Raw genomic sequence first — 25,719 nt, forward strand, 5'->3', positions numbered from 1 at the left:
AGGAGCTCATCCACTTAACTTTAACCAAGGAATGAAATGTAGCCTTGCAAGATAATTAAGTTGACGATGTCGATAAAGAAAGCGCCCACAATTGGCACCACCATAAATGCTTGTGGCGACGGGCCAAATCGGTTAACGATTGAACCCATGTTCATTACGGCTGTTGGGGTTGCACCCAAGCCAAAACCGCAGTGCCCCCCTGCAATAACCGCAGCATCGTAGTTGCTTCCCATCACTTTGAACGTAACATAGTACGTAAAGATAGCTAAGACGACAGACTGCACAGCTAAAATAACCAAGAATGGAATCGCTAGATCAAAGATATTCCATAACTTCAAGCTCATCAGAGCCATCGCTAGGAATAGAGATAGCGATACCGTACCTAACATATCGACCGTTTCGGCATCTAACTTACGAATTTTGGTCACTTCCAAGAAATTCGTAATGATCACACCAATGAATAGCGCATATACGAAGTCTGGAATCATCAGCCATGAGATTTCATACGTGCTTACCCATTGCTCGACATACTTGGCCCCAGTAACACAAATCAGTAAGAAGAAGAGTTTCTCCACCACTTTTTTCGCCGTTACTTTATCTTCTTCGTATTCATTGTAAGTCACCAACTCCGGGAATTTCTCGTGAGTTTTGGCATCTCGACCACCACGACCATACTCAGACTCTATGCTGTTCTTTTCCACCAGACGCTGCGCTACAGGGCTACCAATGATACCGCCGATGATCAAACCAAAAGTCGCTGATGCCATTGCAATTTCTAAGACGTTATCCAATCCATACACGTCTTGAAAGGTTTGTGACCACGCAGCACCTGTACCATGACCACCCGACAGAGTAATCGAGCCAGCAATTAACCCCATCAAAGGATCTAAACCGAGCGCCGCCGCAAGTGAAACGCCAACGCCGTTTTGTATGATGATGTAAAACGATGCGACAGCTAAGAAGATAAAAACCTTCGCACCTCCTTTCATCAACTGAGTGTAATTTGCGGCCAAACCAACTGTCGCAAAAAACATTAACATAAACGTATTTTGTAATGGCAAGTCGAACTCTAAATCGATGCCGTTGAAATGAAGAGCAGTAATCATGCAGGCTACAATAAGACCACCTACAATCGGCTCAGGTATGTTGAATTTCTTTAAAATCGGTAGCTTAGCATTAATAAAATGCCCCAGGAAAAGCACACTAATTGCGACCAAGAAGGACTCCAGTGCACCTACAGATATTAAATGATTCATATCGCCTCTTATTATTGTTCTCTTCATTCTCCGTAATGAATGAGTGTTAGTTTAACCTTCGTTCAATAGCAAATTTTCTCGCTTTATTGTTTCGAAAATACTCAAAAAGTTGGTGTAGATGCGCCTTAGGCTAGTTTAAGGGGCGCTCCTTAAGCGATGTGTCAGTTTTTACGCTGTTAGCAAGCCCTTAAATGTGAAAGGAGCTGATACAGCTCCTTCAAATGGCCCCTCGCAATACCTGTGCGTTATCGCTTGGGGTGTTGTGTTGTGAGTAAATTCTGGGTGACACTTTCTGAACCACTTCGGGCTCCCTTACTTAAACAGAATGTGTCAATTACTATCAAACAAAGTTCCTTCCCGTTGTAACCGTTAAACGCCGAGAGCGCGTTCAAAACAATTGGGTTTGCCTGTTCCTGTCGTAGCTTTTCAACTCTGGCTCATGGTGTATAAACGAGCCGAATCCAAGGAAACTCTCAGGCTGCAACAAACGTTTTCGTCACAACGGAGCAGGATTATAACATATCGCTGATAATTTTCTTCAATTCAGTGACATTCACCAACCCCATGGTTAAACCTTGCAATGATTAACTGCCTATTATCATTTTCACAGATAAAGATCGAAGCACAGTTACTCAGTAAGCTTCTTAGAAAACGATGCATAGCCAATAACTTCACCGCCGTTCTTATCCAAGAGGTCTTGATAAACGCCCTAGAGAACCAAGCCGCCGAAATATGCGATGTTATCATGATTGCTTTTCGAGACCGATGCCCCGACTTTGGCTAATGAGTACAACCCCAACTATGCATCAGACAAAAACATGTATAATTTTTTATACAAGTTATTCAATAACAAGAGTCCCACATGAACATTCATTCGCTTTGCCCTGCGCTATTACTCAGCGTCGTCTCATCAGCTACAGCAGCTGAAAGCATTCGTATTCAATATTCTCCCGTAGAGACAACTCATGAAAAAATCGCCCAACAATCGATTCAAAGCAGCGATGTAAACACCATCTTTGTTGAGCTATCTCAGGTCTACTTTCCATTTGATAAAGCTCTCACGCTGGTTTACGGCGGAGAAGATGGTCCAATGTATGACCCTGATACATACACAATATACGTTCCTTACACTTTTTATTTGGAGTCGCTCAATTACTTCTCCAATAATCAGTATGAAGAACGCTTCGGAAAATCCCCAAAAACAGGGGCGCTAGATACGTTATTGCACACTTTACTTCATGAAGCTGGGCATGCTTACATCGAAGATCAAAGCATCCCTGTTCTCGGAAAAGAAGAAGATGCGGTCGATAATTTTGCCACCATTTTAATGATTGACTTCCTAGAAGATGGCGCAGATATGGCCATTAGCGCCGCCGACATGTTCGCATTCGAATCCGACGACAGACCGGACTACTACGATTTTGGCGAGTACATTGACGAACACAGCTTTGATTTGCAGCGTTACTTTTCAACGTTATGTCTGGTGTACGGTAGTGATCCTGAGCAATACAAAGCCTTACTCGATGAAGTAGAAAAAGACTACCTGCGTGATCGCAAAGAGTTCTGCCAATTCAATTACGGCAACATTCGCGACAATTGGCTGCATTACTTGCAAAACAATGAACCAAAAGAAAATTCGCCACGTAAAAGCGATTAGAAAATCTCAAACAAGAAGACCGCAATGACAAAACTCACCATATTTTATGACGGAACCTGCCCGCTTTGTGCCAAAGAGATGAAGGCGCTAAAACAACGCGATTCCAAGCAGCACATCAAAACCGTCGATATCTATAGTGATGCATTCGCAGATTATCCTCAGATCGCTCCTGAACAAGCCAACACCATTTTGCACGCCCTCAACGAAAAGGGGGAGCTTCTGCTTGGGTTGGACGTGACTCATCGTGCGTGGCAATTAGTTGGTCGCGGTTGGCTCTACGCTCCACTGCGTTGGCGCCTCGTTAAACCTGTTGCTGACTGGCTTTACCTCAAATTCGCAAAGAATAGGTATCGCGTCTCATATTGGTTAACAGGGACTTCTCGTTGCAATAGTGGGTCGTGTTCACGTTAATTGTGATCCCGCTTAAAAATGCTACGACCTTCGTCTAGATTTACAAATTTCCAGTACTTCTGATTGAGTAACTCGGTTAATCTCTAAGCATTACAACAATAAGTATTAACACTTTTATCAGGCAAGCTTATTCAGCTTGTCACTTGTAACGCTGCGCCGAGAGAAGGACGTCTCTATGAATCTGACGATCAGAAAACGACTATATATCCTTTCAATAATTCCAATTCTAACTATGGCAATAGGCATGATGTGGTTCACCTACGTACAAACCACAGCCTACAACGAGCACGAGATTGAGCAAACTCGAAGTCGAATGATGGAGATGAAAAAAGCCGAACTCAAAAGCTACGTACAAATGGCGCGTTCCGCTGTCGAGCCGCTACTCGCACAAAATGCCCCACTGGAAGAGGCTCTGCCTATCTTGAAACAACTAGAGTTTGGTCAATCCGGCTACATCTTTGGTTATGATTCAAAAGGCGTTCGCGTCGTGGTGGGTAAAAACACCAAAGGCATCGGGGAAAACTTCTATAACTTGCAGGACAAGAAAGGCAATTACCTGATTCAGGATTTGTTAAAAAATGCCAAAACTGGCGAGTTCACGACTTATTACTTCCCGAAACTCGGTCAGAGTGAAGCACTACCGAAACTGAGCTACTCAGTCTTTATTCCTGAATGGGACTTGATGTTGGGAACGGGTTTCTACACGGACGATATCGACGCCATTGTGGCAGACATGGAAAAAGCCGCACACGAAGATCTCAACACCACACTGACGGCAATAGCCCTGTTTTGTGCCTCGATAACAGCGATAGTTGCAGTCTTTGCCGTATTTGTTAACCGCAGCATCATGAAACCTATTGAGCAGTTTGATGCTTCAATTCACTCTTTCGCACAAGGCGATGCAGATTTAACCGCGCGCATGGAAGAATCGAGCGTGCCGGAGTTCACGCAGCTGAGCCGCAACTTCAATATCTTCGTTGAAAGCCTGCAAGGCATCATCAAGAGTGTTAGCCATGTCGGACAAGAAGTGGTTTCAGAGACCAACGAGATGTCACAGCGTGCATCGCAAGTGGACGAGTTAGCTTCAGGTCAACGTGAAGAAACCGAACAGGTCGCTGCGGCAATGACCGAGATGACAGCAACGGCGCACGAGATTTCAAACAACGCTAACCAAGCAGCGCAATCAGCCAGAGACGCCGATGAAAACTCACAACAAGCAAAACACATTGTTGATTCAGCAGCGAACTCTGTCGAAGCGCTCGCGCTAGAAGTGTCAGAAGCCAGCACGGTGATTTCTCGTTTAGAGAGCGACGTAAAAAACATTTCTTCTTCGCTAGAGGTTATTCAAGACATCGCCGAACAAACTAACCTATTGGCACTGAACGCAGCCATTGAAGCAGCCCGTGCTGGTGAACAAGGTCGCGGCTTCGCAGTCGTTGCCGATGAAGTCCGTAAACTGGCAAGTCGCACTCAAGACAGCACAGGCGAAATTCACCAAATGATCGAGCAGTTGAAGTCTGGCTCGGATGCGGCAGTGAAAGCCATGGGTTCAAGCCAAGCGCGTGGTGAAGCAACGGTAGAAGAAGCACGAGCAGCCTCTGCCGCACTGCAAGAAATCCAAGCCGCAATTGCTAACATCATGGACATGAACACGCTTATCGCAACGGCAACTGAAGAGCAAAGCCAAGTTGGCCAAGAGATTTCACAACGTATCGAAGTCATCTCTCAACAAAGCAGCCAATCGGCACACCTTGCCAACCAAAACCGAGCAGGCAGTGGCAACCTTAACCACAAAGCCAACGAACTGTACGACTTGGTCGGTCGCTTTACGGTCTAGAGCTTTCCTCAAACACTCAACATGCAAACAGCGACGCCAAAACGTCGCTGTTTTTATTTCTGCTATCATAATGCGACTTAGCTATAATGCCGCCAACTTAGCACCCACAAGGGCAAACAAGATGATTATTATGACCACCAATTTCGGTGACATCGAAATTGAATTGAACCTAGAACGAGCGCCAGTTAGCTCAAAGAACTTCAAAAAATACTGTGAAGATGGCTTCTACGACGGCACCATTTTCCACCGCGTTATCGACGGCTTTATGATCCAAGGTGGCGGTCATACCGAAGACATGGCAGAAAAGCCAACACGCGCACCGATCGCGAACGAAGCAAACCGTGGTCTAAAGAATCTTGTTGGCACTATCGCAATGGCACGTACCGATGCACCGCACTCTGCAACGGCACAGTTCTTCATTAACTTGGAAGACAATGATTTCCTAGACCACACCGCAACGACCAACCTAGGCTGGGGCTACGCCGTGTTTGGTAAAGTGACCGCGGGTATGGATGTCGTAAACCGCATCGCGAAAGTAAAAACGACCTCTAAGCTTGGTCACGATGATGTGCCATGCGATCCAATCATTATCGAGAAAGTGACGATCAGCGAATAAACCCATTCGCCTCTGCAGAGAAATCGTCGCTATAAAACGAAGAAAGCGCCTAACGTCTGATGACTTAGGCGCTTTTTGTTTTTATGACTCAGCCGATTAGTTGGGCTTATAACGAAGTTATTGATAGAAAAGCTCAGCTTTGGCTCCAACCAAATCCAGTTCAGAGCCTTGAAAATCAGCCATATATTCAGCAACAAGGTTGTACCCAACCCAATACCCCATGTATTTCGGCCAGCGGCTTTCATCGCTGCCAAGAAAGTAAGCGTCGAAGTTGTAATCTAAGCTGGTCAACTTGCCTTTCATCTCAGCGTAGAAAGGGCGCCAATCTTGATCTTTGATTTGCTCAAACAAGCTCGGAGTGACGCCGCCATTCACCTTACGTTCGAAGTGACAAGCTAACCCTTCCATAATTAGTACATCACCAAGTGCAACGCCACTTTCTCCCGCTCGCATACGGAACAGGTGATGCAACTCATGCGCTAACACCGCAGCTAGTTCTTTCTCAATAACGTTTTTAATATCAGTACGTTGAGTATCAAGCAGAATCTCTACACGATAGGCACTTAAGCAATAGCCACCAATCCCCGTCTGCGGTACGTCATTGCGATCAAACGGGCTAATGGTGAGGTCAATGTTACTCAAATCAAAGTAACTAGAAAGTTGTGAGCTCAGATCATCAAGTTTCTGATGCAAATACTCAGAGATTGGAGACAGTTCTCCCGTCGCATTTAACAGGGTTACGCGATAACTCATTTATCTTCCTTGATAATGTGGGTTAAGAGCAGCGAGTTTACAGTGTAAAGAGTGAGCAGTTCTAGCAATTACATCCCTTTGAACAAACTTTGAGATGCACGGCTCACAGCGAGCTTAGTTTCTCCAACGTGAACAAACATTCTGCCAGCAAAGTCTTTGTTTACTTTGCTAATTTTGCACACTTGCACCACGCTTGAACGGTGCACTTGCCAGAACTGTTCTGGGTTAAGCTGCCCTATCAACTCTTTCAACGATGTGCGAATCAAATACTCCTGCACTTTGCCTTGTCCTTGTTGGGCATATACAGAAACGTATTTTTCTTCCGCTTTGAAATACAGCACATCAGACGTGGCGATCAGATGAATATCTTCCCTCTGCGTCGCTTTGATCCACTGAAGATATTGCGGCGTTTGTGGCGCGGATAATTGCTGCAACTGCTCTAATAGGCTGCTCATCTGCACATTACTGCTTTCTTGCTCTTGCTTAGCAAGGCGTGCTCTCACTCTTTCACACGTCGTCAGCAAGCGCTCATCCGAGATAGGCTTGAGCAAATAATCGGCGGCATTTTGCTCAAAAGCTTTGATGGCGTAATCATCGTACGCGGTGACAAATACAATCAAAGGTGGATTGGCGAGTTGATTGAGTTTTTGCGCTAATGTCATGCCATCCAAAACTGGCATACGAATATCAAGAAACGCAATGTCAGGTTGGCATTGCTCAATGGCTTGCAACGCTTGTTCACCATCGGCGACTTTAGCTATTACCTCTAACTCTGGCCACACTTCAGCTAGGCTTTTATCAAGATGACGCCTCAATAGCGGTTCATCATCAGCAATAATGGCAGTAAACCCTGTATTCATTCCTTTCTTCCTTGATTACGATTCCATCGGCCAGCTCAGGCGAACACAAACGCCACCCTGAGCAGACTCACTGATAGAGACCTCTCCTTGCCCTGCGAACAAAGCTTCAACTCGCTGCTTGAGATTACTTAGACCCACTCCAGAGCCCATGTGCCCACTAACGTGATTCAAGCCAACACCCGTGTCTCTGACTTCAATCAGCAAGTTCTGTTGTTTGCGCTTAATCAGCAAACAGACTTCACCGCCTTCTCGCTTCGGTTCAATACCATGGATGATGGCGTTTTCGATTAAAGGCTGGAGCATCATCGGCGGTAACTCGGTTCTGCCTAACCCCTCTTCCACCTCAATCTTGTAACTGAGTCGATCACCCAAACGAGTTTGTTGGATGCCTAAGTAAGCCTCAATTAACGCCGTTTCATTGTCTATGGTGGTGTGCTCTTCGCGTGAGCTTTTGAGCGTTGCACGCAGCAGCGCGGTTAACTGTTCTAGCATCAGCTTGGCTTTATCGACATCTTGCGACATGAGTGCACTGATATTCGCCAAGGTATTGAATAGGAAATGCGGTTCAATCTGGCTTTGCATCTGCTTAAGCTGACTCAGCAATAGCGCACGATCTTGCTCTGCTTTCTCGCGTTTGATGGCCTCTAACTCTCTTTGAGCGATTGCATGTTGCTCGCGTGAATAGAAATAGAAAAAGCACATGGCACTGAATAACAACCCCATGAGACCAACCGACAGCATACTTGAGATACCGAAGTATTCCCCAAGCCAAAGCTGAGCGTTCACCACACCAAACAATAGGCAAGCCGTCAGCGAAATAGCCACTTCCGCCAAACGAGGAATGGTAGGAAACAGGCGGTCGACAAGCCATGAGAAGAAGATAGCCGAATAGCCAAATCCAAAGCTAACCACCACATGAATGTAGAATGGACCGCCCCAAACCGAGAGCGTCATTGCTGCGATAAAGAGACAAAATGCCGTAGTCACTAATAAGCTACGCGGCCATCCACTTTTCACCACTGATTTTGCTGAACACATTTAGAATTTCCCTTTGATGTTAAATACAATCATATGCTTATCATTGATTTGTGCGTAAGCAGATTGGTCGTCTCCGGTTAAAAAGCGTGCGGCAACTTCCACTTCTACACTTTGATCGCCGGTATCAATCCATTGGTAGTTAAGCCACTGCGTGACGATCACACCACCATCTTGTGGCGACAGCATCACATCCAACGTAGGGGTTACATCACTTAGCCAGCCCATATCCGCTTCGCCGTTCCATGCAGCCCATGCTTCTACATCCCAACTCCAGTGCAGCATTACGTTATGCTGAACGATATTGGCATGCTGAAACCCTTGGGCGTAGCTTGTCGCAAGTAGAGCGCTGCTAGCCAACAGAGAGTTGTTAGGTTCAGGGAGCTGAGAGAGTAATTCGCCACGCTCCATTGCTTGTTGCCATTCGTTTTTCGACCATGCTCGGCTGTCGTACCAATATTCAGCAATCACGTTGTGTCCGGCTTGGTTTGCCCAGTTCAATCCAATCAAGGCTTGGAATGCGCTGCCCTGCTTCTCAACCGAAACAGGTTGGTAAAGATCGTCTTGCTGAAACTGATAGCCGACACTTTGCTTTTGCCACAGCATGGAACCGTGCATGGCGATGGATTCATCCCACACGGCAATGGCACTGGCTCCAAGCAAACCTCGGCGCACATCATCGTAATAACCAATAAGTTGATACTCAGTGTCACCCACCAGCGCATAACGACGAATACCAATACCTTGTTGCTCTGCGGCTTGATCAAGTGCACTTTGGTCTTGTTGCCCCCAGCTTGAGTCCGTTGCAATCACCGTCCACTCGCCTGCCATATCGTAGTGTGAGAGTGAAAACACACCCGCTCCTTCTTCTGCGACTAAGCCAACAGGATTTTGTCGATAAGGCTTAAACAGATCCAAAGGTCGGTAGCCATAACCCACGCCCCAATCCACGCGTAACTTACCCAAACTCACATCAAGAGTGGTATCACCGACTTGCCACTCCCCTAGCCAAGCCAGCTCTCGAATCAGCAATTGATTATCAGCTTCACTCCACCAGTCACTCTCTCCTTGTTGATTGAGGTACAAACCTTGGCTGTACAGAGCAAACAAGCCACTGAAGTTTTGATAATTCACCTGCACATCCAACAGTGCATTAAGTGAATCACGAGAACTGCTCTGCGCTTGTATAAATGCGCTGTCACGCTGCTTGGTCGTTTCGTAACTGACAGCCCAATCCCACTCAAAACTCAGTTCATCATTGGCAAAAGCAGGGGCTGACGCGCCCACACACAATGAGGCAGCAATCAACAAACTGGTGCTTTTGTTAAGGTTAGGCTGGTACGATTTCATCTGACTTCCTTGCTCGTTTTCATGGATCTATTTACGGAGTTCAGGCTAAAGCTGAGTCGTGTTGGCCTTCGGCAAATAGCTTGGGTTGTAGAACTTGTTATCCAGTTGCCAAGGCACGATTTCTTGGTACTCGATAACGGTCTTTTTGCTCGGCTGAATGCTATCAAGCAAGGTCATCTCACTGACGTAGTCTTCGCCGTTGTCGGTTGCACGTCCGTATTGCGCTTGCTTAGCAAGTTTGCCAGAGCGCAGGTAAAGATCAGCTTTAATTGGAAACGCATCTTGCTCAGACAACCACAAGTCGATCTTCTGATAGCTTGCCCCTTTGGTTTTCGCGGTTAAAGCAAGATGATAAGCCGCGACACTTTCCCCGTTCACCGAAACGGTTTCTGTCGCTTTCCATTCACCTTGATAATCTTGGCTCCACGTCAGCGTTGAGATGTCGCCGATAGACGCTTCACCAAGCAGCTTTTGCATTGGCGTAATGCGAATCGGACGGCGACTCTTAGGCATTTGTAGCCAATAGTTGTCGCCCATCATCAACATCTTTTGCCCTGCTTCAACTGCCGATTTGAACACCACCAGCGATTCACGATTTGGACGCGTGTACACGTGGTAAAGGCGGGTTTTATCTAACTCTTGGTCTTGATATAAGCGCACCAGAGACACCACTTTGGAGGAATCATCTTGCAAGCGGTAGCTGTCGGCTTTTTCAATCAATTGCGCAACTTGCTGTGCATCTAGCGCTGTTTCATTCGCACTGGCATTGATGCTTGCAACGCCAGTTACCGTCAGCAATGCAATTGGTAATAGTGATTTGAAATTAAACATAAATCAGTGCCTCCGTAATTGGCTTGTTCACCCCTTTGTGTGCCGAGAAAAACGCCGCAATCAAACAAATCATCAATACTGCGAATCCTGCGACAGCCACCAGCTCCCAAGAGAAGTAAATCGTCAATGGGTAACCTTCTGTGCGTCCTGGCGGTGGCGGCATTTGCACATCCACGACCATCAGTAAAATGGTGACTAGTGCAGTGAACAAGGCGCCGATTAAGCTGCCAATCACCGCAAGTAAGCCAGCTTCGCGCAAGAACCCAGCAATGATTTCGCGAGGGTAGCTACCAAGTGCTGACAAGGTGCCGATTTCACGGGTACGTTCGGTGACCGACATGGTCATGGTGTTGAACAGCGCGACAAAGACCACCAACGCCATCACTGCACCCATGATGCCGAAGATGCGGTCGTACAAATCTTTCACTTTGAGATAGAAGAACGCACGTTCTTGCCAAGGCGTGATCTCAATATCTTGATCGCCCAAGTTCTGCTTTTGCTTACTAAGAACCGAAGCTACTTGTTGCTCGACTTGGTTAGTTAAACTGGTATCGAACAGGAAGACAGATAACGCACTGACTTTGTCTGAACCGAGCAACGATTGCGCGCTGTTGATGTGTATGTAAAGTTGGCGTTTATCAAGCTCAGGCACGCCAGTTGAGTAGATGCCACGTACTTTGAAGTCATACGCATTCAATGCACCGTCGGTTGTGGTCGCCAGCAAGGTGATCCAATCGCCAACGTGCACGCTTAAGTTGTTCGCCAAATCAACGCCAAGCATCACTTCCGGCTCTGCTGGGTCATAACGCGATGCATGAATGTTGGACAGCGTTTGCCCTTCGCGCACATCTAAAAATGGTCCTTTCATATCGAATTCACGTTCGTTCACGCCAATGCCGATAAAGATCGATGATTTGTTACCGTTGGAAATCAAACCACTGAACTCAACTCGTGGTTGCACACCTCGCACTTCATTCAACCCAATCAATTGCTTGGTGATATCGTCGGCGTGAGTTAAACCGTTACTCAGTGGCATCTCTTCTTCTTTAGCGAAGTAACCCGGTGTGGTTAACGTCAGATGCCCCGTGTCACGCGCTGTCGACTCTTTCAAACTGTCGTAGGTGTACAGGCCAAAGCCACCTGCACTGGTTAATGCAAACACGGCAATGGCGATGATCAGCATCGACAATAAACTGCGGCGGCGATTGCGTTGCAGGTTCAACCAAGCAAGGCGAACCGAAACAGGAATTAGCTTGCCCATGAAACCTCCTCCACACTTGCGTGCGTTTGGGTAATTTTGCCGTCCACCAACTCAATGGTGCGGTCACAGCGGGATGCCATACGAGGGTCGTGTGTAGCGACGATAAAAGTGGTGCCAAGCTCGTGTCCAAGCCCTTTCATAATGTCGATGACCTTGTTGGCAGTTTGGCTATCAAGACTTGCGGTTGGCTCATCAGCAATCACCAACGCTGGTTTGTGCACTAACGCACGAGCAATTGCCACGCGTTGCTGCTGACCGCCAGATAGGTTATCGGGCATGTGATGAATAAACTCACCCAAGCCAACGTGTTCTAGCATTTGTGTGGCGAGCTCGGTTTGTTCTGCTTTTGAAAAACCGTTGAGGTGTAGCGGATAAGCCACGTTCTCTAACGCTGTCATCACGGGGACAAGATTGAATTTTTGGAACACAAAACCAAGCTTTTCACGGCGCATTTTCGCCGCCTGCATTTGTCCGGTTGGGTATGGGCTGCCTGCAAATGTCACCTGACCTTGGTATTGAGTATCCAGCATGCCAAGTACGTTAAGTAAGGTACTTTTGCCAGAACCAGACGGCCCGCACAATGCCACCATTTCGCCGGCAAATACTTCACCAGAAACGTCTCGCAATGCACGCACCGTTTGGCTGCCAAGGGCGTAATCGCGGCTAAGTTGATTAAAAACGATCATGACGCCTCCCTAATACTTGGCTAGCAGCGCTTTCGCGGTTTGCGTTTCTAGATTGCTGTCGCCCAATTGCTCCATTTGCGCTAACCATGTTTTGGCTTGTTGAACATCTTCAGCACGCAGTGCTGCTTCAATGGCGTAGCGATAAATCCAAGACGTTGCCGCAAAAGGTTGCTGGCTAAAACTCGGCTCATCGAGCAGAGAAAGGTACAGCTCGTAGCCACGCTCAAAGTGATTGAACATGTCAGGTAGAGAAGTAAAAGTGGTGGCTGCCATGGCAGTGGCTAATTGATATTCCGGCAAGCCTTGTAAGCGTTGTTGCTCTTGTAGCGGCACTGGTTGATTCGCCATTAAATCCAAACCTTTTTGGATTGTGGCAAGACCGCGCTCGGTGAACTTCATCTTGTTCCAAGGCATAAACGCCTCACGACCTTGCAACGTCTCCGCACTACCTAAGTAAACCAAGGTCACCGGCGTTGCGCCTTGCTCTTCGAGTTGTTTGGATAATTCGCCGTAAACGGTATCAACTAAGCCAGAGTCACCCTGCGCCGCTTGGTTGAATTGACTGAGTGTGCGCTCGCTTGGGTTAGCCAGAGCCAGATTGCTGCTGAGTGCAAATGCGACGATAAAGGTACTTGCCAGTTTAAGAGCTTTGATTGAGCGAAATTGAGAAACCATCATGTACTGTCCTTAGTTGAACGTGATTTGATGGTTTCAGATTAAGGGAGAAGGTCGCACGCTGCTTTTGCATGCGACCAATGGCAGTTATGCGGAGTGAATGGTATTGAGAGAGGATGAATGACATTCACTTAAACAGAAAATACAATTCCGCTCATTCGTAACTCTACATTTTTACGGCAGTCACAATAAAAACACTGGCTTAAAATCTGAGGCTAGTGTATTTATCCATCCCACAGCTACCCATAACAGACGTGTCGCACTCTCCTTTCTTACACACCTTTGCATGGTGTCTGTTGTTTCCAAATCGAGATTCTTAGCATCGGAATAGTTTGAACTCTTCGAGTTTTAGTTGTTTTCGCACTCAAAATAGGTGCGTTATTAGGTCGTTGAAAATGAATAAGCGTTATTTCCCAAGAGTTGATTTGCCACTACTCATGGCGATCATTCCGATCATGCTGTTAAGTTCGCTCACTCTCTGGAGTGCCAGTAGCTTTAATGAGGCGATGCTCTTCAAACATTTGGCGCGCTGCGGACTGACATTAGTTTGCATCTTGGCCATGTCCTCGATTCCAGCGTCCAGCTATCAGCGCTCAGCTCCATATCTCTACATTATTGCGGTTGCTCTGCTACTTGCTGTCGCTTTATTTGGTGATAGCACCAATGGCTCTCAACGTTGGCTCGATATCGGCTTCTTCCGCTTTCAACCGTCTGAGCTAATCAAGCTTTCCATTCCAATCATGATCGCCTGGATGCTTCATATTGAAGGAGGTCGACCAGACAGTCGGAAAATTGCGTTTTGCTTACTTATTACAATGATTCCTGCCGGGTTAATCGCGCTACAACCGGATTTAGACGGTGCAGTTTTTACCATCATTTATGCATTGTTCGTTTTGTTTTTGGCTGGCATGAGCTGGAAAATAATCTGCGGGTTTATTGCGAGCATTTTAACGTTAGCACCTATTTTATGGTTCTTCGTTATGGAAACCTATCAAAAGAGCCGTGTAACACAGTTCTTGCACCCTGAGTCCGATCCACTGGGTTCGGGTTACCAAATCATCCAATCTTTGATTGCGATTGGCTCAGGCGGTATGAAAGGCAAAGGTTGGATGAATGCAACGCAGGGAACACTTGGCTTTATTCCAGAAAGTCATACGGACTTTATTTTTTCGACCTATGCAGAAGAATGGGGCTTTGTTGGCAGTTTAGTCTTACTCGCATTGTACTTGTTTATTACTGCACGCGTTATGTTGCTTGCATGTCAGTCTGACCACTTTTTTAGTCGGCTGGTAAGTGGCGCATTAGCGATGAGCTTTTTTCTGTATGCTTTTATCAATACGGGCATGGTGAGTGGCTTGTTGCCAGTAATGGGTAGCCCACTTCCCTTCTTTAGCTATGGCGGCACGGCGATGCTAACTCAAGGTATCTGTTTTGGTGTAATCATGTCGCTGTGTTATTCCAAATATCGTAACGCATAGCTCTGCTTGAGAAAAAGCGATCAAAAAAGGCTTCCCTAAGGAAGCCTTTTTACAACGATATGAGCGAATTAATTACAGCTCTGCGTTGTGGTAAACCTGCTGAACATCATCACAGTCATCTAGAAGATCTAGGAATTTCTGGAACTTCTCAGCATCTTCACCCGATACAGGCGTATGAGTTTGCGGAACGAATGTGATTTCTTCAACATCGATCGTTAGATCTGGGAATGCACCGTTAAGCGCAGTTTTTGTTTTGAAGAATTCTGTGTGAGGTGCGAATACAGTGATAACACCGTCTTCTAGCTCAACGTCAGTAACGTCTACATCTTCCATCATTAGCGTTTCTAGGATGATTTCATCATCGTCGCCTTTGAACTGGAATACCGCTTGGTGATCGAACATGTGAGAAACCGAGCCCTCAACACCAATTTTCGCACCGACTTTCACAAAGCATTGGCGTACATCTTGGAAAGTACGGTTGCCGTTGTCTGTTAGACAGTCAACGATAACGCTAGTACCGCCAGGGCCGAAGCCTTCGTAACGTGCTGGAGTGTAGTCTTCACCACCGCCACCGTTCGCTTTGTCGATCGCTTTATCGATAACGTGCGCAGGAACTTGGTCTTTTTTCGCTTTTGCGATCAGGTGTTTCAAAGACAAGTTCATGTCTGGATCACCACCACCGTTTTTCGCGCACATGTAAATTTCTTTACCGTATTTGGAATAAACTTTAATTTTCGCGCCTGCAGTTTTCGCCATAGAGGCTTTGCGCACTTCAAAACTTCTTCCCATCGGGATGTCTCTCTAAATTCAAATTTAATGCGAAGGATTTTAGCAAAAAGCGAAACCTTTTCAATTTCGCTTAGCAAAGGAATAGGGAGGTTACCTCATTCGTCACATTGGATTGAACCATTGCCACGGTTCGCGTTAAGCGACACCCATTACTCGTTTGTACTTTTCGACCGATTGCTGGAAAAACGCCTTTTCATCAGCATCGTTAATCTTGGACAACTGTTCTTCTATTGCTTCAGGACCAGATTTGGCCTCTCTGAGCTTCCAAACCAAAAACGACGCCTGCTTATCCAGTTCGATTTTGTTTTTTTCGTCAGGCGGCAATAGGGATAGATTAAACGACATTCACAGCCTCAAGGTACTTTAAATACTAGCCGGGCACTATATCACACAGAGTTACAATTACAGAATAGAAACGCACTTAACTTGATCGATTTCAAGTTAACTATTTAGGCACAGCGCTGATTTTCAGTGCTTTTGGTAAATGCTGTTCGAATATTTGTTGTAATCGAGTCTTGGTAACGGGTTTAGCCACGAACTCGTTCATCCCAACATCGAAGCAATGTTGCTGATCCTCTTTAATGACATTGGCACTTAGCGCAATAATTGGAACGTGTTTCCCCCACTCTCCCATTTTTCGAATTCGCTCCGTAGCAATAAACCCATCCATCACAGGCATTTGGCAGTCCATAAAAATCAAATCGAAAGGCTGCTGATCACACAGCTGCAATGCTTCTTCGCCATGGTTGGCGACACTCACTCGCACACCCAGTTTTTCTAACATGATGCGAACTACCTTCTGATTGACGATGGTATCTTCAACAACCAATACCCAAGGTTTATCATTATCTTGAGGGCTGATTTCGTTGTCTTCCGCTTTCGGGAAATCTAATACATTAAGTTGGTCGGTATAGGTCGATTGCGCATTTATTACAGCAACAGGAATCGAAAATTCAAAACAGCTTCCCAGCCCAAGCTCACTTGTTAGTTGTATTTCCCCTCCCATCAAGTTAACCAACTGTGCAGCTATCGCCAAACCAAGCCCTGTCCCACCATACTTTCTGGTGGTACTACCATCAGCTTGTTGGAAGCGTTCGAAGATTGCTTGTTGGTGCTCTTTCGCAATACCAATACCAGAATCCACAACTCGAAACCGGATATGAGCGGTCTCTCCATCAAGTCGAGACAACGCTACAAGAAGCTTCACATGGCCGCGCTCGGTAAATTTAATCGCGTTGCTCAACAAATTGTTCAGAACTTGTTTCAATCGTGTGGCATCACCTTGCACTTCGATTGGCAAGTGAGGATCAATATTGCTGAGCAGCTGTAAGTTTTTCTGCTTGGCTTTGACACTATGTAAACTGATGACATCGTCAAGTAGCTCGCGAAGATCATAGCTCGTGTATTCCAGCTCTACTTTGCCAGCTTCAACTTTAGAGAAGTCCAAAATGTCGTCGATGATCGTCATTAGTGAGTGAGAAGAACTGTCAATGATCTCTACAAACTCTTTTTGCTGGGGATCGAGGTCGGTGTCATTGAGCAACGACGACACACCAATAATGCCATTCATCGGTGTGCGGATCTCATGACTCATAGTGGCAAGAAACTCACTTTTCTTACGATTAGCGACTTCTGCCCTATCGCGTTCAGCCTCTAACTCAGTCTGGTGCTCTTTCACTTTCTCAACACTTCGGTTGTATTTCTCTGCCAAAACACTCACTTCATCAAAGCACCATCGTTTAGGGAGAGTCACTTTACTCGGCACTGTACCGCCACGAAAATCGCTCACCGCACCAGACAGCAATTGTAACGGATTGACCAACAAGCGAAACGCCACCCAAAGAACACCAATGATGAGGACAAGAATTTTGATCGCTTCTGTCGTAAGTAGAAAAAAGAACTGCTGCCAAAGATCTTCATATATCGCGCTAAGATCCGATTGAACCGTTAATATCGCGAGATCATACGTTTTATCGCCGACCCGATACTGCATCGGCCAGCTTCTCTCGACAACATCCTCAGAAAGCGCCGAACCTAATTCAATGATAACTTCGTCTTCACTAGCAATACGTAAGTAGTCCACCGAGGGCATACGCATTGCACCTTGAGCTTGTGTCAACAACAGCTCCCTATCCTCTACCCACAAACTCGCAGAAAAGCTCGATAAATAGCTAGACTCAACCTGCTTTAATTCAACATCTAAATGGGCTAAATCTTCGTGAAAAACTCGATATAAGCTCACTGTAGAAATGATGACCGTAAAGATTAAACTCAACGTTAATACCGCCAACATAAGTTGGTTGCCGATACTAAAACGACGTTGAGATCGCTCTTTTTCATCCATATGAAACCGCTCCGATAAACTTGCGCTACTCTAAATATAGCTACGCACAAATAATAATCGAGGATACGATGAAAAGACTTCTACTTAGATTGGCTTTTAGCTTAATTGTTGTAAGTTCTCATGTGACCGCAAATCAAGTGAACTATTACGTCATTGCTGAACAAGCTCGACCATTTCAAATTGAACAACAGGGACAAATGCACTCCGGAATTGTGACCGATATCGTCAGCGCTATCTTCGCGGAGTCGGATTACCAAGTGAATTATCATACTTATCCATTTAAACGTATGATTTCCATATTGGAAGAAGGCGCTGAGCCAAACTGGTTAACTTATGGCAGCCCGAACTGGGGCAAGGTGCAATCGGAAAATTTATCTGAGGAGCCCATTTACACTGTAAAACATGTACTGGTGTCGAGTAGCGAGAAGCCTTTAGAATTCAAAAATATGGATACCATGCATGGTCGTTCTATTGTATTACTGCTGGGGTTTGATTATCCAAATTTAACACCGTTCTTTGAAAATGGCAGTGTCAATGAAATGCGCGTGAAAGACTACAACGCCGCATACCGAGTGATAAGCCGAACCCCTGGAGATACAGCTTTTGTCGAGATGGAATCCCGAGTCCTTTACAACTTAAAGCGACTCAATTTGCCGTTAGAGAATTTTCAGATACAGCCTTTCAGCTCGGTTATTCCTGACTACTCAATCTACCTGGCTTTTTCACCTCAAATGCAACCAGAAACTCAAAATTACATCAATACACGACTCGTTGAATTAAAAGCCTCAGGGGAAATTGATGAAATCATTCAAAAGTATCAATGAATCAACTCATTAACAAAAACGCCAACGATGATACGTTGGCGTTTTTGTTTCTGTAAAATCTGTAGCACTTACTTAGTGTGGTTAACAAACTTAGGATCAAACATGTGCCCCAATTTACTCGCCTTGGTTTGCAGGTAATGTTGATTACTTGGGTTATTCCCTTCTTGTAATGGCACTCGTTCAATGACGTTAATATCAACCGCTTTTAAGGCGGCGAGCTTGCGTGGGTTATTCGTCATTAGACGCACAGCGTCAATCCCCAAATGCTCTAGCATTCCTTTACAGAACGCGTAATCACGCATATCAGCGGCAAAACCTAAACGTTCATTTGCTTCCACGGTATCTGCGCCATCATCTTGTAAGTGATAGGCACGAATTTTATTAATCAAGCCGATTCCACGTCCTTCTTGACGTAAATAAAGCAGCACGCCACATCCCTCTTTGACGATGTTTTGTAGCGCTCTATTAAGCTGAAAACCACAGTCACAACGCGTGCTAAATAGAGCATCTCCGGTAAGACACTCCGAATGCAACCGAATAAGTGGTGCTGCACTTTTTGTCGGCTCGCCATAGACCAGAGCAAGATGCTCTTTATTTGTCGCGGCTTCAATAAAGCCGTACATCATAAATGTGCCCCACTGGGTCGGCAATTTGGCTTTATCGATAAACTTCACGAGATTGTAAGGCTCAACATGTCTCAGCTCTGCCCGCACATTCATCAGAATCTCTCCTAGATGATTTTCTCCTTTACCATCTCCCCCGTCCCCCCAAAAGGCATCTTTATGAGAATGCTCTGTTAGGCAAGCGTTACCCGTTCTCATTAATTGCTGCGCTAATGGTGGATTTTGTAGAAACTTTTCCCTAACGATGAAAGCCATAACAGCCAACTTTATATCGTCCCAATCGCTTCTGACAAAGTGTTCGTATTTACGGCTTAAAGCAAACGCTTCATCAGGGGTGCTTGCGTGCTGAATTTTACTTTGCAACTGAGCATCGAGAAACTTTTGGGCTTGGTAATAATGTTCGCTGGTGGGCCAAGTTTGGGAGGAGATATTGACTGGGGCATGGCAAAAATTTGAGAGAAAACCGTGGGGCTCATCGGGCTCATAAAAAAGGATTTGATCAACCATACTTGCGCTCCTTGCTTTGTGGTTGCGATAATCAACAAAAAGCATATCGCTACTGATATATCTAGTAACACAAGGTCAGATTGTCAAACTTCTTCGGGACGGGACGTGAGTGTGAAACTCGTGCTTTTGAGGCGCAAGACAGATAAATGGAGGTTTTGAATAAGAGAGTAATAGAGTGAAAAAATAAAAAGGGCAGTCCGTCGACTACCCTATGGGTTGCTAAACCAACCTAAGGCGATCAGTGTATCAAGCCAAGCTCCCTTGCTTCTTCAATGGTCAACCCACTTTCACGGATCTCACGTAACGCTTCAATGCGTCTTCTGGCTTCTGCTGATTTCACTGTTTTCTCTGGCTTCACAACGGTTTCCTCATCAGGTAATTCCCATTTGTGAGCGATGTTGGTCATCTCGTCATGGTCGATAGAATTAATGGACATATTTCCTCCGAACACACCATGTTTTCGATGCGTAATCTATAGCAAAACCGGAACAAGGTGGTAAGAAAAACTGTAGGGAAATGTGACCCCTCCCGCCCTTTCGTTAACTCCTTAATAGATTCATCATTTAAGTTTTGCCAAGGGACAAATTTACGATTAAATTTGAGTAATTCCCCCTACGAAAAGTGTGCTGATCTAGCTCTCAATTCTGCTCTTCTTTAGTTTTATCAACGACGCATTACACCACTTCCTGTTTCACCTAACTTTCGAGTCACTTCACTGATTCATGGTTTGATACTTTCTAAAAACCGTCACACCTGATAATGATAATAATTATCTTTTAGATTGGTTAGGTGTTTATATGGATGGTATTAACTTAAGTCATGCATACCACAATGACCCGGTCATCCAGATCCGAGATTTGTGCGTCGATTACATCACTGATAATGGTGATTTTAATGCGGTAAAGTCCATCAGCTTTGATATCGGCAAAGGCGAAGTATTTGGTCTTGCCGGTGAATCTGGATGTGGTAAAAGCACAATCGCATTCTCAATAAATCGTCTTCATAAGCCGCCAGCGTTCATTTCTGGCGGTAAAATATGGTTTGATGGCAAGGATATCCTTAGTATCTCAGACTCTGAGCTGACCGCTCTAAGGTGGAGTGAAATCGCCATGGTGTTCCAGAGCGCGATGAACTCACTCAACCCTGTCTTAACGATACAAGAGCAATTTGCTGATGTGTTACGACACCATCAAGGCCTCACTAACGCTCAAGCAAAAGATAGAGCAGAAAAGTTGTTGGACTTGGTCAATATTCCTCGAGAACGCTTAGCAGAATATCCTCATCAATTTTCAGGAGGAATGCGTCAGCGGTTGGTGATAGCCATTGCTTTGTCTCTAAATCCAAAACTGATCATTATGGATGAACCCACAACAGCATTAGATGTAGTGGTACAGAGAGAAATTTTACAGCAAATTTATCAGCTTAGAGATGAGTTCGGTTTTTCAGTCCTCTTTATCACTCATGACCTGGCACTCATGAGCCAACTATGTGATCGAATTGCAATCATGCGTCACGGAGAAATCGTCGAAGTCAATCGAGCATACGATATACGCAATCAGCCTCAACACCCCTACACGCAAAAGCTATGGGCTTCTTTCCCAAACATTCATGACGTCCACAAACAACCAGAGTTACAAGGAGCGTAACCATGAGCCAGCCTATCATCCAAATGAAAAATGTGATTAAAGAATTCAAAGTGGGCGGTGGTTTAGCGACAGAGGAAACCTTTCGTGCGCTTCAAGGAGTGACTTTTGATCTGTACGCAGGAAAAACCTTGGCTTTGGTTGGAGAGTCAGGCTGCGGTAAGAGTACTTGCGCTCGCTTAATAACCAAAGTCTATCCTGTAACGGAAGGCGAGATCCTTTTCAATGGCACTGACATAAATGAGATCACGTCACGATCGGCTCTACAAGAATATCGCAGTAAAGTACAAATGGTGTTTCAAGATCCGTTTGGCTCTCTCAATCCAACTCATACCATTCGCCATCACCTAACACGTCCTTTAAAAATTCATAAACAAGTCAAAAACGAGCGCGACATCCCAGCCCGCTTGGAAGAGCTCCTAAAGCTGGTGGAACTACCTGAAGAGACACTGAATAAGTTCCCTCACGAACTCAGTGGTGGGCAACGTCAGCGAGTAAACTTAGCAAGGGCTTTAGCGGTAGGTTCGCAAATCATTCTTGCGGATGAGCCTACGTCTATGCTGGATGTTTCTATTCGCTTGGGAGTGTTAAATTTAATGCAACGGATGAAGCAAGAACTGGGAATTGGTTTTTTATACGTCACTCATGATCTGGCGACTGCGCACTACATCGCGGAAGAAACCGCAGTAATGTACAAAGGGCAAATCGTTGAATGGGGCGACACTCATTCAATACTTAAGAATCCGCAGCATCCTTATACTAAGCTGTTGATTTCTGCCGTTCCTGATCCTGACTTACCTTTTGGTAACTTAGTGAAAAATGAACCAAACTATTCGATAGATGCCGATGAAATTCGTCAACGTAGCAGCATAATTGTCGACGAATTTGATCAAATAGGACCAAATCACTATGTAAAACAATGGACTGAGGCAGCGTAATGGATTTAAGTACTTGGCAAGATCAAGTCGCCATGTGGTACGAACAGCGGAAACATGATCAAGTAGAAAAATTGGAAACGATCTTATATCAGGTGCCTGATGACGTGTTTGGACCCGAATTGAGTGATCTTCAAAGTAAAGCGATTGCTTGCTGGTTGGATGGATGTTTACGCGTGTTTCAACATGCAAGGTACCAAGACCCTCAGAAAGCATATCAAACTTTGCTTTATACGAGTGCAAAGCTTGAACAAGCAGCATGCCAAGTCTCGACTGATATTCTGATCAAAGATTGGTGTTTGAGACGACTTCAGCATCTCACCGTTGTGGCGTTAGAGTTTTGTAATCAGCAGTGTGATCAAAACAAGTGGCAGGAACAAGCCCATAGCTTAATCGAATCACATGTTGCGTTGATGCGTTCATTACATTGGAATGAACCCAAGAAGCATGATCAAGGTTTACCTCATTAGTCCGGAAAAATGATCAAGGCTTAATTAGCGGAATTTTAGGCAAAAAAAAGCGAGTTTCCTGAGGAGAAACTCGCGAAGTCTATTCAGAATGAATGTAACAATATGAGCCAATCTATTAATCATCAGAAAGGACAAAAGGTTGTCTATTCGGGATAAATAGTAGTATTAGGCTTGGCTTCTAATGTCAGTGGTTTGTAAGAGTTAAGTCTGTTTTTTATCATCGAAAGACATTGTTACATTTCAAACCGATACATCACACCTATAGCTTGATACACATCAAGCGACACTTTTAAATCGCCATTTCATCCAAGGCACGAAATACCATTTCATCCATGTGACCATCGAAGATTTGACGACAAACTTTCCGACGCACCGCTAACCCCGCAATCAAGCGCTCGATGGTAAGATGCTTAACATCGTTCTGGGTGTTAAACAGCTCGACGGTTTTACTTAATGTCTCATAAGGAATCGGCTCATCCCCTACCCTTAGCCAATCGAGCTTCTCTATGTAATCTGAGCACTCTTCTTTGATTGAGGCATACGAGTGCCCTGTCATCGCAGACAAAGCCGTTATACTGCGTTCTAGAGCCTCTGGTGAGGTATATTTAGATAGAGTAATGGTGATCTCATCAGCATTGATCTCTACCAAATGTTTTCTTTGCTTCACGCGTCGCCCTAAATTTCCTCTTGGAGACGGTGCTTTGCGTTGAATGGGCTCAAATTCGCCGTCTATGATGCCTGAGAGCTCCTCAAGCTGCTGTCGGGTTACCATCTCATTACGAAGCGGGTTTGGCAGCGTAGGCGCCATGTTGCGCTTACCTGCGTTGGTTGTACGCGCTCGCGAATAACGTAAGACCTCTTCGACATCACATTTGATATCGATCTGGTAGTCCATCACTTTGTCATTTTCGATCATGGTTTCTATCGTTAAGTGATAGCCCCATAAGTTCACTACAAAAAGATCGTCTGTCCCTTTGCCGTCTGACAAGCGTTTCAGCTCACGGATCAGATCCATTGAGAACCGACGCCATTCAATGTTACGTGCAAGCTTCTGATTTAACTCACTCAGTAGCATGCAATCCGTGTGACGACGAACCATGCGACTACGGAAGAAAGAGTACAGTTGAAACACCAACGTATGTTGTTTCAAGATCTCTGGCGGAAACAAGAAGAAATAATCGCGTGTTAACAGCTCTTCATAAAACGAAGGTTCCCAAACTAAAATATATAAGTTTGGCTTGATACGAATTTCACCATCGCTTCCCTCCACAGGTGCCTCTTCAGAGGCTGTGATGGTTCGTGCAAGAAAACGAAAACGATCACTTTTGAAGCCCTCTGGCATGTTTTCACTTAGCCAACGTCCAGTAAGTTCATGGAGCTGAAAATCAGTGAATTCAATGCGATCAATGCTATCGCGAATGGAATCACGAGCTGGGCCACTGTCTTTTTTGCCTCTGAGCGACAAAATATCAGTGATGTATAGCGGCGTTTTGTTTGGTACGTGAGCAGCATCAAGCTGATACTGATCTTTGTGATGATCATGATACTGAACCGTTAACGTGAAGAGAGCGAACAGGGTCATGAGATCATCCACAGTCATGATATTTTTGGATGATCGCGTCTCAATAACGGCTTTTGTGCCAGAGATCGACACCATGGATTTCTGATAACTTTTTCGAGTTCTTGGTGGCGCAAGTGCTTGGTCAATTATCCCAGCCCAATTTGTTGGAGATACAACAAATTGATCGGCTTCATCTTTCATCGTGGGAGGTGTGTTTAACCCGTGCTCATTCAACAAACGTTTGTTTACTTGAGTCTGAGCCAATGCTTTCGAACGTTTTTGTTTCTCGTTCTGGCGAACTTTGTCGGTAACAAGACTTGTTGCTCCCAACACAGATATAAGCTGATTGGGATTCACAAATTTATGTAGCATCGTTTTACCAGCAAGTCCCTCTTCAAAACGCACTGGAGTTTGAGTAAATAAACCAATATTTACTGCCGCGCGCAAACGTTGTTGCAGAGCTGCACGTGTGAGTTGCCCATCTGTTGCTTCTACAATCTCTGTGGTTGAAACCAAACCATCCTTGCTGCTGAAGCCTCGTAATGAGATCAGATTAAGCAACTCTAAGATGCTTTTGGTCACCCCTTTGAAATGTTGGTACTGCTCTACCCAATCCGCAGAGGATTCATGTACCTCAAAAAGATGGCCATCTTTGTGGCTTCTCGGTGCTTTAATCAGAATTTTTTCATCAGCCGTCATTTTAGATCCAGATCACACTAGCCGTAGTTGTGCTATGGTTCCGAAGAATAAAGAAAAACAGATCATAAATAAAGAAAAAAGATTGTTTTTAAATAACTGATCTTTTTGATTAATCTGATCTTAATTGATTATATGATCTAATGATCTGGCTTGAAATTTCTCGCTAAGCTTTTGTTCTATAAGACTATTATTTCCATGTGTTTCGGAACTATGATCATAAGAAGTCTGAAAGTATGATCAACAATAACCTGAAAGCATGATCATATTTATTCGTAAGCATGATCATTAAGGTTATGAAAAGATGATCAAAAGAGTCTTGAAACGATGATCATGATGTTTTTACAGGTTATCCACAGATGCAGTATTTAATAGTGATCTTCACGATGATTATATTGTGCATTGGTGATGTTATTTATACTCGGACCGATGATCAAGAGCCAATATATCTATCGTTCTGCCGCCCATATTGATGAGATATCACTCATCTGATTAAAATATATTCAAGTCGCTCATATTTAGAAGTAAATCCTAGTCTCTGCTTATTTACAGGAAGCATGATCATGAGAGCGTGATTTATCATAGCAACTTGAGCAATTTCATTGTTCCGGCTTCTATACC

The 25,719-nt window shown here is 45.0% G+C and carries 24 protein-coding genes; 9 read left to right on the forward strand and 15 right to left on the reverse strand.

What is annotated here, in order from left to right; genetic code table 11:
- Positions 1-20: 20 nt before the first annotated feature.
- A complete protein-coding gene (gene gltS, locus J4N43_RS23710) occupies positions 21-1,256 on the reverse strand; it encodes a sodium/glutamate symporter (protein ID WP_005374448.1) in 1,236 nt (411 codons plus the stop codon).
- An 862-nt stretch (positions 1,257-2,118) separates the two neighbouring features.
- Between gltS and J4N43_RS23715 the strand changes: the two genes are divergently transcribed.
- From J4N43_RS23715 to J4N43_RS23730, 4 genes are all read left to right on the forward strand, one after another.
- Positions 2,119-2,913 carry a DUF4344 domain-containing metallopeptidase gene (locus J4N43_RS23715; RefSeq protein WP_158159438.1) on the forward strand — a complete coding sequence of 265 codons (795 nt, stop codon included), beginning with the start codon at positions 2,119-2,121 and terminating at the stop codon, positions 2,911-2,913.
- Positions 2,914-2,937: 24 nt separating this feature from the next.
- Positions 2,938-3,324: a thiol-disulfide oxidoreductase DCC family protein gene (locus J4N43_RS23720; protein WP_047102487.1), complete on the forward strand. Its 387-nt coding sequence runs from the start codon at positions 2,938-2,940 to the stop codon at positions 3,322-3,324.
- Between the two features lie 175 nt (positions 3,325-3,499).
- Entirely contained in the window at positions 3,500-5,161 is a 1,662-nt protein-coding gene (locus tag J4N43_RS23725) for a methyl-accepting chemotaxis protein (RefSeq protein WP_025768726.1), read from the forward strand.
- 121 nt (positions 5,162-5,282) lie between these two features.
- Positions 5,283-5,777, forward strand: coding sequence for a peptidylprolyl isomerase (locus tag J4N43_RS23730; protein WP_005374458.1), 495 nt, complete (start codon positions 5,283-5,285; stop codon positions 5,775-5,777).
- Between the two features lie 117 nt (positions 5,778-5,894).
- Here the strand turns inward: J4N43_RS23730 and J4N43_RS23735 are convergent, their stop codons facing one another.
- The 8 genes from J4N43_RS23735 to J4N43_RS23770 form a co-directional block, all read right to left on the reverse strand.
- On the reverse strand, positions 5,895-6,530 hold the full coding sequence (locus J4N43_RS23735; protein WP_005374466.1) for a DUF2268 domain-containing putative Zn-dependent protease: 636 nt from the start codon (positions 6,528-6,530) through the stop codon (positions 5,895-5,897).
- A 68-nt stretch (positions 6,531-6,598) separates the two neighbouring features.
- Positions 6,599-7,390, reverse strand: coding sequence for a LytR/AlgR family response regulator transcription factor (locus J4N43_RS23740; protein ID WP_176311385.1), 792 nt, complete (start codon positions 7,388-7,390; stop codon positions 6,599-6,601).
- Between the two features lie 15 nt (positions 7,391-7,405).
- A complete protein-coding gene (locus tag J4N43_RS23745; RefSeq protein WP_005374473.1) occupies positions 7,406-8,428 on the reverse strand; it encodes a sensor histidine kinase in 1,023 nt (340 codons plus the stop codon).
- Positions 8,429-9,775, reverse strand: coding sequence for a DUF1302 domain-containing protein (locus tag J4N43_RS23750; RefSeq protein ID WP_054576514.1), 1,347 nt, complete (start codon positions 9,773-9,775; stop codon positions 8,429-8,431). It lies immediately after the preceding gene.
- 45 nt (positions 9,776-9,820) lie between these two features.
- A complete protein-coding gene (locus J4N43_RS23755) occupies positions 9,821-10,606 on the reverse strand; it encodes an outer membrane lipoprotein-sorting protein (RefSeq protein ID WP_005374475.1) in 786 nt (261 codons plus the stop codon).
- A complete protein-coding gene (locus J4N43_RS23760) occupies positions 10,599-11,867 on the reverse strand; it encodes an ABC transporter permease (RefSeq protein ID WP_005374476.1) in 1,269 nt (422 codons plus the stop codon). Before J4N43_RS23760 ends, J4N43_RS23755 begins: the two co-directional genes overlap by 8 nt.
- Positions 11,855-12,553: an ABC transporter ATP-binding protein gene (locus tag J4N43_RS23765; RefSeq protein WP_005374479.1), complete on the reverse strand. Its 699-nt coding sequence runs from the start codon at positions 12,551-12,553 to the stop codon at positions 11,855-11,857. The genes J4N43_RS23760 and J4N43_RS23765 overlap by 13 nt, the downstream gene beginning before the upstream one ends.
- 9 nt (positions 12,554-12,562) lie before the next feature.
- Positions 12,563-13,231, reverse strand: coding sequence for a hypothetical protein (locus tag J4N43_RS23770; RefSeq protein ID WP_031778861.1), 669 nt, complete (start codon positions 13,229-13,231; stop codon positions 12,563-12,565).
- Positions 13,232-13,623: 392 nt separating this feature from the next.
- Here J4N43_RS23770 and rodA point away from each other — a divergent pair, with 392 nt between their 5' ends.
- Positions 13,624-14,706: a rod shape-determining protein RodA gene (gene rodA / locus J4N43_RS23775; protein ID WP_005374481.1), complete on the forward strand. Its 1,083-nt coding sequence runs from the start codon at positions 13,624-13,626 to the stop codon at positions 14,704-14,706.
- A 72-nt stretch (positions 14,707-14,778) separates the two neighbouring features.
- On the opposite strand, the gene J4N43_RS23780 is transcribed toward rodA, so the two are convergent.
- The 3 genes from J4N43_RS23780 to J4N43_RS23790 all read right to left on the reverse strand — a co-directional run bounded on the left by J4N43_RS23780 (position 14,779) and on the right by J4N43_RS23790 (position 17,839).
- A complete protein-coding gene (locus J4N43_RS23780) occupies positions 14,779-15,495 on the reverse strand; it encodes a YebC/PmpR family DNA-binding transcriptional regulator (RefSeq protein ID WP_005374482.1) in 717 nt (238 codons plus the stop codon).
- A 135-nt stretch (positions 15,496-15,630) separates the two neighbouring features.
- Entirely contained in the window at positions 15,631-15,840 is a 210-nt protein-coding gene (locus J4N43_RS23785) for a DUF3283 family protein (RefSeq protein ID WP_005374484.1), read from the reverse strand.
- 100 nt (positions 15,841-15,940) lie between these two features.
- The gene (locus J4N43_RS23790; protein WP_005374486.1) at positions 15,941-17,839 is read right to left on the reverse strand and encodes an ATP-binding protein; all 1,899 of its coding nucleotides are present in this window, start codon (positions 17,837-17,839) and stop codon (positions 15,941-15,943) included.
- Between the two features lie 68 nt (positions 17,840-17,907).
- Between J4N43_RS23790 and J4N43_RS23795 the strand changes: the two genes are divergently transcribed.
- Positions 17,908-18,663, forward strand: a complete 756-nt coding sequence (locus tag J4N43_RS23795) for a substrate-binding periplasmic protein (protein ID WP_005374490.1) — start codon at positions 17,908-17,910, stop codon at positions 18,661-18,663.
- Between the two features lie 68 nt (positions 18,664-18,731).
- On the opposite strand, the gene ribA is transcribed toward J4N43_RS23795, so the two are convergent.
- Positions 18,732-19,793 (reverse strand): GTP cyclohydrolase II, encoded by a 1,062-nt coding sequence (gene ribA / locus J4N43_RS23800; protein WP_017635221.1) that lies wholly within the window; start codon positions 19,791-19,793, stop codon positions 18,732-18,734.
- 238 nt (positions 19,794-20,031) lie between these two features.
- Complete coding sequence (locus tag J4N43_RS23805) at positions 20,032-20,229, reverse strand: PA3496 family putative envelope integrity protein (protein ID WP_005374493.1); 198 nt, start codon at positions 20,227-20,229, stop codon at positions 20,032-20,034.
- A gap of 361 nt (positions 20,230-20,590) precedes the next feature.
- On the opposite strand from J4N43_RS23805, the gene J4N43_RS23810 reads away from it, so the two are divergent.
- The 3 genes from J4N43_RS23810 to J4N43_RS23820 are packed head-to-tail and all read left to right on the forward strand — an operon-like array spanning position 20,591 to position 22,841.
- Positions 20,591-21,439: an ABC transporter ATP-binding protein gene (locus tag J4N43_RS23810; protein WP_158159435.1), complete on the forward strand. Its 849-nt coding sequence runs from the start codon at positions 20,591-20,593 to the stop codon at positions 21,437-21,439.
- Positions 21,440-21,441: 2 nt separating this feature from the next.
- Entirely contained in the window at positions 21,442-22,374 is a 933-nt protein-coding gene (locus J4N43_RS23815) for an ATP-binding cassette domain-containing protein (protein WP_158159434.1), read from the forward strand.
- A complete protein-coding gene (locus J4N43_RS23820) occupies positions 22,374-22,841 on the forward strand; it encodes a transcriptional regulator (protein WP_158159433.1) in 468 nt (155 codons plus the stop codon). Before J4N43_RS23815 ends, J4N43_RS23820 begins: the two co-directional genes overlap by 1 nt.
- A gap of 289 nt (positions 22,842-23,130) precedes the next feature.
- Here J4N43_RS23820 and J4N43_RS23825 read toward each other — a convergent pair whose 3' ends face one another.
- Positions 23,131-25,101 carry a replication initiator protein RctB domain-containing protein gene (locus tag J4N43_RS23825; protein WP_005374502.1) on the reverse strand — a complete coding sequence of 657 codons (1,971 nt, stop codon included), beginning with the start codon at positions 25,099-25,101 and terminating at the stop codon, positions 23,131-23,133.
- Positions 25,102-25,719 lie beyond the last annotated feature (618 nt).

It is taken from the genome of Vibrio sp. SCSIO 43009, assembly GCF_023716525.1.
Classification (GTDB): domain Bacteria; phylum Pseudomonadota; class Gammaproteobacteria; order Enterobacterales; family Vibrionaceae; genus Vibrio; species Vibrio alginolyticus.

Coding starts and splice junctions, on each gene's coding strand:
- gltS (WP_005374448.1), bottom strand. CDS start 1,256: ATGAATCATTTAATATCTGTAGGTGCACTGGAGTCCTTCTTGGTCGCA.
- J4N43_RS23715 (WP_158159438.1), top strand. CDS start 2,119: ATGAACATTCATTCGCTTTGCCCTGCGCTATTACTCAGCGTCGTCTCA.
- J4N43_RS23720 (WP_047102487.1), top strand. CDS start 2,938: ATGACAAAACTCACCATATTTTATGACGGAACCTGCCCGCTTTGTGCC.
- J4N43_RS23725 (WP_025768726.1), top strand. CDS start 3,500: ATGAATCTGACGATCAGAAAACGACTATATATCCTTTCAATAATTCCA.
- J4N43_RS23730 (WP_005374458.1), top strand. CDS start 5,283: ATGATTATTATGACCACCAATTTCGGTGACATCGAAATTGAATTGAAC.
- J4N43_RS23735 (WP_005374466.1), bottom strand. CDS start 6,530: ATGAGTTATCGCGTAACCCTGTTAAATGCGACGGGAGAACTGTCTCCA.
- J4N43_RS23740 (WP_176311385.1), bottom strand. CDS start 7,390: ATGAATACAGGGTTTACTGCCATTATTGCTGATGATGAACCGCTATTG.
- J4N43_RS23745 (WP_005374473.1), bottom strand. CDS start 8,428: ATGTGTTCAGCAAAATCAGTGGTGAAAAGTGGATGGCCGCGTAGCTTA.
- J4N43_RS23750 (WP_054576514.1), bottom strand. CDS start 9,775: ATGAAATCGTACCAGCCTAACCTTAACAAAAGCACCAGTTTGTTGATT.
- J4N43_RS23755 (WP_005374475.1), bottom strand. CDS start 10,606: ATGTTTAATTTCAAATCACTATTACCAATTGCATTGCTGACGGTAACT.
- J4N43_RS23760 (WP_005374476.1), bottom strand. CDS start 11,867: ATGGGCAAGCTAATTCCTGTTTCGGTTCGCCTTGCTTGGTTGAACCTG.
- J4N43_RS23765 (WP_005374479.1), bottom strand. CDS start 12,553: ATGATCGTTTTTAATCAACTTAGCCGCGATTACGCCCTTGGCAGCCAA.
- J4N43_RS23770 (WP_031778861.1), bottom strand. CDS start 13,231: ATGATGGTTTCTCAATTTCGCTCAATCAAAGCTCTTAAACTGGCAAGT.
- rodA (WP_005374481.1), top strand. CDS start 13,624: ATGAATAAGCGTTATTTCCCAAGAGTTGATTTGCCACTACTCATGGCG.
- J4N43_RS23780 (WP_005374482.1), bottom strand. CDS start 15,495: ATGGGAAGAAGTTTTGAAGTGCGCAAAGCCTCTATGGCGAAAACTGCA.
- J4N43_RS23785 (WP_005374484.1), bottom strand. CDS start 15,840: ATGTCGTTTAATCTATCCCTATTGCCGCCTGACGAAAAAAACAAAATC.
- J4N43_RS23790 (WP_005374486.1), bottom strand. CDS start 17,839: ATGGATGAAAAAGAGCGATCTCAACGTCGTTTTAGTATCGGCAACCAA.
- J4N43_RS23795 (WP_005374490.1), top strand. CDS start 17,908: ATGAAAAGACTTCTACTTAGATTGGCTTTTAGCTTAATTGTTGTAAGT.
- ribA (WP_017635221.1), bottom strand. CDS start 19,793: ATGGTTGATCAAATCCTTTTTTATGAGCCCGATGAGCCCCACGGTTTT.
- J4N43_RS23805 (WP_005374493.1), bottom strand. CDS start 20,229: ATGTCCATTAATTCTATCGACCATGACGAGATGACCAACATCGCTCAC.
- J4N43_RS23810 (WP_158159435.1), top strand. CDS start 20,591: ATGGATGGTATTAACTTAAGTCATGCATACCACAATGACCCGGTCATC.
- J4N43_RS23815 (WP_158159434.1), top strand. CDS start 21,442: ATGAGCCAGCCTATCATCCAAATGAAAAATGTGATTAAAGAATTCAAA.
- J4N43_RS23820 (WP_158159433.1), top strand. CDS start 22,374: ATGGATTTAAGTACTTGGCAAGATCAAGTCGCCATGTGGTACGAACAG.
- J4N43_RS23825 (WP_005374502.1), bottom strand. CDS start 25,101: ATGACGGCTGATGAAAAAATTCTGATTAAAGCACCGAGAAGCCACAAA.